An 8,737-nucleotide genomic window follows, 5' to 3' on the forward strand; every position below is an offset into this window, starting at 1 on the left:
GTGTAGAAACCCGTCGCTGTTTAGTAAACGCCTAAAGCCCGGGCAGGGTGTTCCTGGGGGCGGGCGGGAACCAGTCGTCGAGGTGCTGCAGCGCGTCGGYGAGCGAGGCCAGCTGGTGCAGCGAGCTGGCCGCATCGGGCGTCTTCAGGTCGGGCACGGTCACCACCTGCAGGCCGGCGGCGCGTGCGGCGGCGCTGCCGTGGTCGCTGTCCTCAAAGGCGAGCGTGGTGCGCGGGTCGAGGCCGGCGCGTTGGGCGGCCAGCAGGTAGACGGCCGGGTCGGGCTTGCCGCGCGGCACTTCATCGCCGCCGGCCACCGCGCGGAAGAAGCCGTCGATGCCGGCCACCGCGAGGCGGCGCCGCACTTCGGCCACGTGCGTCGACGAGGCCACCGCGCACGGCACGCTGCGCTGCTGCAGTGCCTGCAGCAGCACCATCGCGCCGGGCTTCAACGCGAACACGGTGCCGGCCTCGGGCGAGAGCCGCCGCGCCGCATCGCGCTGCACGCGTTCGTAGTCGTGGGTGTTGCCGAGCAGCGCGGTGAGCCGCGCGGTCGATTCGGCATGGGCCAGCCCGATCACGCCGATGTAGTCTGCCTCGTGCAGCAGCACGTCGAGCGCGCGCGCCGACGCCAGCCACGCCTGCATGATGGTGCGTTCTGAATCGAGCAGCAGCCCGTCCATGTCGAAGATGGCGGCGGTGAACATGGGCAGCGATTGTCGACGCGGTTGCCACGTGTCTGCATGTAAATCCGCGACGAATCGGCAGCGCGCCTGTCGTCGGATACTCTGCGCGGCGCGTTGACCGACGCATGCGAGGCCGCACCGGCCCCGCGACGAATCCCAACCAGGATGGACTCCCCATGAAAGCAGTCTTGAAGATCGCACTGGCCTTGTGTGCCGCGATCGGCGCCAGTGCCGCATCGGCCGAGGCCACCTTCTACGAACACGACAACTTCGGCGGCCGCAGCTTCGCCGCCCGCGACGCGTTGTCCGATTTCCGCAGCTTCGGCTTCAACGACCGCGCCTCGTCGATCGTCGTGCGCGGCGAGCCCTGGGAGGTGTGCGAGCACATCGAGTTCGGCGGACAGTGCTTCATCCTGCGCCCCGGCAGCTACCCGTCGCTCGGCTCGATGCGGATGAACGACAGGCTGTCGTCGGCCCGGCCGGTCGATCGCGACCGCCGCCATGACGAAGGCCGCTACGCACCGCAGCCGATGGACGGGCAGATCACCTTCTTCGAGCGCGAGGGCTTCCAGGGCCGCGCGTTCAGCACCGAGCGCGACGTCGTCAACTTCGACCGCTTCGGCTTCAACGACCGCGCGTCGTCGGTGATCGTGCTCGGCGAGCGCTGGGAGGCCTGCGAACACGCCGACTTCAGCGGGCGCTGCGTGATCCTGCGCCCGGGCCGCTACCCCGACCTGCGCTCGATGGGCCTGAACGACCGGCTGTCGTCGGTGCGCGCGCTGCACCCCGCGGCCCGCTATGACGAAGGCCGTTACGCGCCGCCGCCGGCACCGGTCTACGACTGGCGCCGCCGCCCGCAGGAGCGCATCTTCGAGGCGCCGGTGACGGCGGTGCATGCGATCTACGCCGCACCCGCGCAGCGCTGCTGGGTCGAGCGCGAGCAGGTGGTGAAGAACGAGCGCGGCGACCCGAACGTCGGCGGGGCGGTGATCGGCGGGATCGTCGGCGGCATCCTCGGCCACCAGGTCGGCAGCGGTTCGGGCCGTGACATCGCGACCGTCGGCGGCGCGGTGGCCGGTGCGGTGATCGGCGCCAATGTCGGCCGCGACGGCCGCACCGTCTCCACGCAGGACGTGCAGCGCTGCGCCGCCGTGCCGGCGCAGGGCCGCCCCGAGTACTGGGACGTGGCCTACCAGTTCCGCGGCATCGAGCACCACGTGCAGATGACCGCGCCGCCGGGGCGCACCGTGGTCGTCAACGAGAACGGCGAACCGCGTCTCTGAGCGCGTTTCTGATCGCATCCCTGAGCCGGTAATGGCTGCTTACACGATGGACGCGCTGCGCGCGTGCCCATCGTGGCGCGGCATGCGATCCATCGCACACCGGGGGTGATCACGCACGAATCGTCAGATCTGCTGCGGCAGACCGGTTCACCTGGCAGCCTGATTTCGACGACGCCGGCAGTGCGATCCAGGTGGTGCAGCCGAGCTTCAGCTGGAATGGCGGGGAGCGGGGCGCCACGATCAATGCGCTGGGGGTGCTGAAAAACACCGCCATGGCCTGTGCTGATAACCTCGTGGTCGAGGTCCGCTTCTTCGACGAGCAGAAGAACGTGGTCGACGTGATCACGAGCCCGCTGGAAGGCGTCGTCGAGCCGGCCTCGAAGGAGGTCGCGTTTCGCGTCCAGGGCGCGGCGGCGCAACCGAAGGCGACCYATGCATCGATGAGCGCGCGTGTCGTGTCGGCCGAGCAGCGTTATTCGCGCGGCAGCGTGACGCCGGCGCCCACCTGGCAATCGCAGGTGCTCGGCTTTCTCGCGAGCTGGGGACCGATGCTGCTGCTGATCGGCGTGTGGCTGTGGGTCATGCGCCGCTTCTACGGCAAGAAGTCGCCGCAGTACCGCAATCTGGAAATGTGGGAGCAGCAGATCGAGTTGTTGCGGCAGGAGGTGGCGACGATGCAGCAGCTGGCCGAATCGGTGCGCAAGCTGGCCGAGTGCTGACCGCAGGCTGCTCAGCCTGATTTGCGGGGCCGGGCGCGCGTGGCCGGTGCGCCGGCCGCGCCGTGAAAGCAGAAGTCCACCAGCGGTTCGATCAGCGCCGACGCATCCACCTTGCGTCCGCGCCGCACGTCGCCCGGCGCCCGTGCCGCCTGCGCCGCCATGCCCAGCGGGTGCAGCAGCGATTCGGTGATGCTGCCGAACACGCAGGCCGCCGCCACGCGCGTGTCGGCCACTCGCAACTCGCCGCTCGCCCGGCCCTGGTCCAGGATCTTCTGGAACAGCGCGATGAACTCGGCATGGAACTGCAGCCGCAGTTGTTCCACCTCGTTGTCGGTCGGCTCCAGCACCAGCGCGTACGACAGCCGCCCGCCGTTCAGCGCGCGCTGCGCGAAGCTGCCGATGGCCGCCGCGAGCCGCTCGCGCGCCGTGCCCGGCTGCGCGGCGATGGCCGTCGTGACCGCCAGCTCCTTGCCCGCCTGCGCCCGGTACAGCTCCAGCAGCAGCTGCGTCTTCGACGGGAAATGCAGGTACAGCGCCCCGGTCGACAAGCCCGCCAGCGCCGCGACGGCCGACATCTGCACGTCGCGCCAGCCGCCCTGCGACAGCAGCGTCAGGCCGGCTTCGACGAAGCGGTCGCGCGCCTCGGCACGCTTGCTCTCGACGTAGGGGGTGCGTTGATACGCCATGCGGGTTGATCAAGTGGATCGGGTCGCCTAAGCTATGAATCCGGATTCATCTGATGAACCGGGATTCGATCTTTCACCGGCGCCGCGCTGCTGTCAATGAGTTCCGTCCCGTCCCCCGCCACGATGCTGCTGCTGGAACTGTGCACCGCTGGAGACACGGTGCCGGCCAGCGACCACTTCCAGGTCGTCTTCGGCATGCAGGGCCGCTTCGAGCTGATGCTGAAAGGCCGCCGCCACGCGGTGCAGCCCGGCCGCGTGCTGGTGATCCCGCCGGGCGAGCAGCGGCGCTGCGCGATGCGCGGCGGTGCCGCCTGCCTGGTGCTCAGTTCCGCCGATGCCGCGCACCGCGAGGCGCTGGCGCCGCTGGCCGGGCAGGTGCGCTCGGTGCACCCGTCGACGGCCCACCTGATGCGCTACCTCGCGAGCCGCCGGCATGCCGACGATGCGGCCTCGCGGGCGGCGACCATCGAGTTGCTGGTCGCGAGCCTGGCGGCCAGCACGCCGCTCGGCGGCCCCCGCTTGCGCCGCAGCATCGACTGGGAGGCGTTGGAGCGCTGGGTCGACGAGCGCCTCGACGAGCCGCTGGCGGTCGCCGCCCTCGCGGCGCAGGTGCACCTGAGCGCGCCGCAGTTCGCGTTGCGCTGCCGCGCCGAGCTCGGCCTGAGCCCGATGACGCTGGTGCGGCGGCGCCGGCTCGCGGCCGCCCGCCGCTGCCTCGATGCCGGCATGCCGGTCTACCAGGCCGCGCTGCAGTGCGGCTACCAGTCGCCGTCGGCACTGACGGCGGCGCTGCGCCGCGAGCCTTTGCCCGTCTGAACCCGCAGTTCGAACATTTGCAACATCGCTGCGCGACGAAGCAACGTCGCTGCGCGACGAGCCCGGCAGGGTCCTCCTCCTACGCTGTGCGACATGTCCCGACCGGGGCATGCCAACCCCCTTCGAGGACCCGAGATGAACGCATTGCTGAAGAGACTGATGAGCACCCTGGCCACCGTGGCGGCCGCCTGCGGCGCCGCGCCGGGCCATGCCACGATTCCGAACGAACAGTTTTTCCCGGTGCTGGTGTTCCGCACCGGCGCCTACGCACCGAACGGCGTGCCGTGGGCGAACGGCTTCGTCGACTACCTGAACCTCGTCAATGAACGCGACGGCGGCATCGGCGGCGTGAAGATCACCTACGAGGAGTGCGAGACCGGCTACTCCACCGACCGCGGCGTCGAATGCTACGAACGCCTGAAGGGCAAGGGCCCGACCGGCGCGACCAGCTTCAACCCGCTGTCCACCGGCATCACGTTCGCGCTGGGCGACAAGGTGGCTGCCGACAGGATCCCGCTGATCACGATGGGCTACGGCCGCTCCGAGTCGACCGACGGCAGCGTGTTCAAGTGGAACTTCCCGCTGCTCGGCACCTACTGGGACGCGGCCGACATGCTGGTGCAGCATGTGGGCGCGCGCGAGGGTGGCCTGCCGAAGCTGCGCGGCCGCAAGATCGCGCTGCTGTATCACGACTCGCCGTACGGCAAGGAGCCGATCCCGGTGCTGCAGGCGCTGTCGCACCGGCTCGGCTTCGAGTTCATCGCGATTCCGGTGGCGCACCCCGGCGTCGAGCAGAAGGCGGCCTGGCTGCAGATCCGCCAGGCCCGTCCGGATCACGTGTTCATCTGGGGCTGGGGCGTGATGAACTCGACCGCGMTSAACGAGGCKATCGCGGTGAACTACCCGCGCGASMRGATGTACGGCGTCTGGTGGGCCGGTGCCGAGCCCGACGTGCTGCCGGCGCAGGCCGCGGCGGCCGGCTACAACGCGCTGACGCTGCAGCACAGCGCCGACCAKCGCCGCGTGCACGACGACATCCGCCGCTACGTGTACGGCCGCGGCAAGGGGGCCGGCGAGGCGTCGGCGGTCKGCCAGGTGCTCTACAACCGGGGCCTGCTGAACGCGCTGCTGGTGGTCGAGGCGGTGCGCACCGCGCAAGCGCGCTATGGCCGCCGGCCGTTGACCGGCGAGCAGGTGCGCTGGGGCGCCGAGCACCTGGCGATCGACGCGGGCCGCATCGGTGCGCTGGGCATCGACGGCATGCTGCAGCCGCTGCACACCTCGTGCGCCGACCACGAAGGCGCGCACCGGGCGCGCATCCACAGCTGGAACGGCACGGCGTGGCAGTACACCTCCGACTGGTACGAGTCCGACCGCACGCTGCTCGGCCCGATGATGGCCGTGGCGGCGAAGAAGTACGCCGCCGACAAGGGCCTGCCGGTGCGCGACTGCGCCGAGGAGGGGTGAGCGATGAAGGCACGCTTCAAGTGGCTGCTGGTGCTGCAGGCCTGCGGGCCGCTGCTCGCGGCGGCGCACGGCAAGGGCGACCTGCACGTCGCGTTCGGCGACTACAGCGTCAGCCGGCGCGAGGTCATCGCKACCGGCCGGCCCGATGGTGAATCGATCGTCGTGGTCGAGAGCCTGGCCCGCACGCGCGTCGAGGGCGGCAGCGGCCCGTTCCACGTCGCGAGCGGGCGTTGCATCAGCCTGCGCGGGGCCGGTGTCGTGAGCCGCCGCACCTGCGTGCTGGTCGATCCGGCCGGCGATCGCTTCGTGTTCGAGACGCAGGCCGACGAGGCCGAGCTCGAAGGCTATGGCGTGCGCCGCAGCCGGCTGGTGGGCGGCAGCGGCAAGTACGCCGGGCTGGTCGGCGAGGTGCTGGCCTATCCGGTGTCCGTCCAGGCCGGCGCGCGCAGCAGCGGCCGGCTGGAGATCCGCTACCGCCCTGCCGCTGCGGCGACGGGAGGGCTGTTGTGAGCCCGCCGGTCATCGACCGCGCGCTGCTGGACGGCGTGCTCGACGCGTCGCCGCTGCCGCCCGGCTACCGCTTCGAGCTGCTGCGGCGCGACGACATCGGCGCGCTGGTGGCCCACCTCGACCGCTGGTACCCGGACGTGGGCGTCGGCGCGGCGAGCGGTTTCCTGCGCCGCGGGTTCTACGACAGCGAGGTGCTGCTGCCCGACGCGCCCGCGCGCAACTTCATCGTCGTCGTGGTGAAGTGCGGCGAGCGCATCGCCGGGATGATCGCGTGCGAACGCGAGCCCGAGGCGCTGGCGCTGTACGGCCGGCTGGCCGTGGTCGCGCCCGAGCACCGCGGTGCCGGGCTGGGCCTGCATGCGATCGCCGCGATCGAGCGTGTCGGCCGTGCGCTCGGCATGGGGCTCATCTACGGCATGGCGACGCTGAAGATCCCGCACACCCAGCAGGCCTTCGAGCGGCTGGGCTGGCGGCTGATCGGCATCGTGCCGGGCTACGACCGCGAGATCGTCGGGGCAGGCGGTGCAGTGCGGCGCATCTACGAGKCGGTGTACGCGAAGGTGCTGGCGGCGTGTCACGAACTGCAGCAGCCGGATCTGCATCAGATGACGCCGCGCACGCGCCAGTTGTTCGATCTGCTGTTCGCTGCGGCGGAGCTTGCGTCAGAATCGCCGCAGGAGGACCGACACGGTGCGCTTCGGACGACAGATGCTCGAACACTGGTGGCTCGACCCCGATGCCACCTACCTGAACCACGGCACCGTCGGCGTCACGCCGCGCCGCGTGCTCGATGCGCAGCAGCGCCTGCGCGAGCAGATCGAGCGCCACCCGGCGCGCTTCCTGCTGCGCGAGCTGATGAGCCTCGCGCCGCAGGCGCCGGCCGAACCCACCCGCGTGCGCGCAGCGGCCGCTCGCGTCGCGGCCTTCGTCGGCGCGACGGGTGATGACATCGTCTTCGTCGACAACGCGAGCGCCGGCGTCAATGCGGTGCTGCGTTCGCTGCGGCTGCAGGCCGGCGACGAGATCGTGCTGTTCGACCATGCCTACGGCGCGGTGTCGCGCACCGCCGCGTTCGTCGCGCGCGAGCACGGCGCGCGCGTCGTCACGCTGACGCTGCCGTTCCCGCTGTCCGATGAATCGCTGCCGCAGCGCCTGCTCGAGCCGGTGCTGAATGCGCGCACGCGGCTCGTGATCCTCGACCACGTCACGTCGGAGACTGCGCTCGTGCTGCCGCTCGCGCAGCTCGCGGCGCTGTGCCGCGCGCACGGCGTGCCGGTGCTGGCCGACGGCGCGCATGCGCCGGGCGCGATCCCGCTCGACATCCCGGCGCTCGGCGTCGACTGGTATGTCGCGAACCTGCACAAGTGGGCGTTCGCGCCACGCGCGTGCGGCCTGCTGTGGGCCGCAGCGGGCCGGCGCGAGGGCCTGCACCCGCCGGTCATCTCATGGGGCCTGGACGTCGGCTGGCACCAGGAATTCGACTGGACCGGCACGCGCGACCCGACGCCGTATCTGTGCGCCCCCGACGGCATCGACTTCATCACCGGCTTCCTCGGCGAGGCAGCGATGCACGCCTACAAGCACGCGCTGGCGCGCCGCGCGGCGCAGCACCTGGCCGCGCGGTGGGGCCATCCGTGGGAGACGCCCGACGCGATGATCGGCTGCATGGTCACGCTGCCGCTGCCGGCGCGGCTGGCGCACGGGGACGCGGCCGCGGCGGTGCGCCTGAAGGACTGGCTGCTGGACGAGCGGCGCATCGAGGCGCCGGTGATCTCGCGCGGCGACCGGCTGTTCATCCGCGTCTCGGCCCAGGTCTACAACGACGACGAAGACATCGAGCGCCTCGCGCAGGCCGTCGCGGAGCTGCCATGAGCAAGGCGCCCGAAGACAGCGCCCGCCGCTTCGCGACCGCGCGCAGCTGGGAAACCTGGCTCAACAAGCACCACGAGAGCTCCGACGGGCTGTGGCTGCTGATCTCGCGCCCGGGCGCAGAGAAGGGCTCGGTCAGCTACCCCGAGGCGCTCGAGGTCGCGCTGTGCCACGGCTGGATCGACGGGCCGAAGAAGGGCCTGGACGAACACCACTGGCTGCAGCGCTTCACGCCGCGGCGCGCTCGCAGCATCTGGTCGAAGGTCAACCGCGAGAAGGTCGCGAGGCTCACCGAGCAGGGCCGCATGCAGCCGGCCGGCCAGCGCGAGATCGATCGCGCGAAGGCCGACGGCCGCTGGGAGCAGGCCTACGACTCGATGCGCACGATCACGACGCCACCCGACCTGCAGGCCGCGTTCGACGCCGAGCCGGCGGCTGCTGCCTTCTTCAAGACGCTGAACAGCGCCAACCGCTATGCGGTGCTGTGGCGCGTGCAGACAGCGAAGAAGCCCGAGACCCGCGAGCGCCGCATCGCGACGCTGGTGGCGATGCTGGCCCGCCATGAAAAGCTGCACCCCTGATACCCGACGCGCGATACGCTGTCATCCTTCAACGTTGGTAACACGTCGATGGAATCGGGTTGCCTGCCGTGACTTTTCTCACGGGGCCTCCCGATGTATGACAACCACGGTCCAGGTGGAC

At 70.9% G+C, this 8,737-nt stretch carries 10 protein-coding genes and 1 pseudogene; 8 read left to right on the forward strand and 3 right to left on the reverse strand.

Translation table 11 applies throughout. The features are described from left to right. Positions 1–31: 31 nt before the first annotated feature. Entirely contained in the window at positions 32–706 is a 675-nt protein-coding gene (locus AC1D12_RS16695) for an HAD family hydrolase (protein ID WP_477841637.1), read from the reverse strand. Between the two features lie 155 nt (positions 707–861). Here AC1D12_RS16695 and AC1D12_RS16700 point away from each other — a divergent pair, with 155 nt between their 5' ends. Next, on the forward strand, positions 862–1,968 hold the full coding sequence (locus AC1D12_RS16700) for a beta/gamma crystallin-related protein (protein ID WP_477841639.1): 1,107 nt from the start codon (positions 862–864) through the stop codon (positions 1,966–1,968). Between the two features lie 109 nt (positions 1,969–2,077). Here AC1D12_RS16700 and AC1D12_RS16705 read toward each other — a convergent pair whose 3' ends face one another. Beyond that, a complete protein-coding gene (locus AC1D12_RS16705; RefSeq protein ID WP_477841641.1) occupies positions 2,078–2,242 on the reverse strand; it encodes a hypothetical protein in 165 nt (54 codons plus the stop codon). Between AC1D12_RS16705 and AC1D12_RS16710 the strand changes: the two genes are divergently transcribed. Beyond that, the gene (locus AC1D12_RS16710) at positions 2,241–2,687 is read left to right on the forward strand and encodes a hypothetical protein (protein WP_477841643.1); all 447 of its coding nucleotides are present in this window, start codon (positions 2,241–2,243) and stop codon (positions 2,685–2,687) included. The two genes, AC1D12_RS16705 and AC1D12_RS16710, sit on opposite strands and share 2 nt — an antisense overlap. 11 nt (positions 2,688–2,698) lie before the next feature. On the opposite strand, the gene AC1D12_RS16715 is transcribed toward AC1D12_RS16710, so the two are convergent. Then, positions 2,699–3,373 carry a TetR/AcrR family transcriptional regulator gene (locus tag AC1D12_RS16715; protein ID WP_477826325.1) on the reverse strand — a complete coding sequence of 225 codons (675 nt, stop codon included), beginning with the start codon at positions 3,371–3,373 and terminating at the stop codon, positions 2,699–2,701. Positions 3,374–3,469: 96 nt separating this feature from the next. On the opposite strand from AC1D12_RS16715, the gene AC1D12_RS16720 reads away from it, so the two are divergent. From AC1D12_RS16720 to AC1D12_RS16745, 6 genes and pseudogenes are all read left to right on the forward strand, one after another. Then, positions 3,470–4,189 carry a helix-turn-helix domain-containing protein gene (locus AC1D12_RS16720; protein WP_477841645.1) on the forward strand — a complete coding sequence of 240 codons (720 nt, stop codon included), beginning with the start codon at positions 3,470–3,472 and terminating at the stop codon, positions 4,187–4,189. Between the two features lie 135 nt (positions 4,190–4,324). After that, entirely contained in the window at positions 4,325–5,656 is a 1,332-nt protein-coding gene (locus AC1D12_RS16725) for an ABC transporter substrate-binding protein (protein WP_477841647.1), read from the forward strand. Between the two features lie 3 nt (positions 5,657–5,659). Beyond that, positions 5,660–6,166, forward strand: a complete 507-nt coding sequence (locus AC1D12_RS16730) for a hypothetical protein (protein ID WP_477826643.1) — start codon at positions 5,660–5,662, stop codon at positions 6,164–6,166. Between the two features lie 191 nt (positions 6,167–6,357). Further along, positions 6,358–6,567: pseudogene (locus tag AC1D12_RS16735) on the forward strand (GNAT family N-acetyltransferase); the annotation flags it as partial. 307 nt (positions 6,568–6,874) lie between these two features. Beyond that, the gene (locus AC1D12_RS16740; protein ID WP_477826644.1) at positions 6,875–8,038 is read left to right on the forward strand and encodes an aminotransferase class V-fold PLP-dependent enzyme; all 1,164 of its coding nucleotides are present in this window, start codon (positions 6,875–6,877) and stop codon (positions 8,036–8,038) included. Next, positions 8,035–8,616 carry a YdeI/OmpD-associated family protein gene (locus tag AC1D12_RS16745; RefSeq protein WP_465113898.1) on the forward strand — a complete coding sequence of 194 codons (582 nt, stop codon included), beginning with the start codon at positions 8,035–8,037 and terminating at the stop codon, positions 8,614–8,616. Before AC1D12_RS16740 ends, AC1D12_RS16745 begins: the two co-directional genes overlap by 4 nt. Positions 8,617–8,737: the final 121 nt, after the last annotated feature.

This window comes from Rhizobacter sp. P1_G5 (assembly GCF_056405435.1).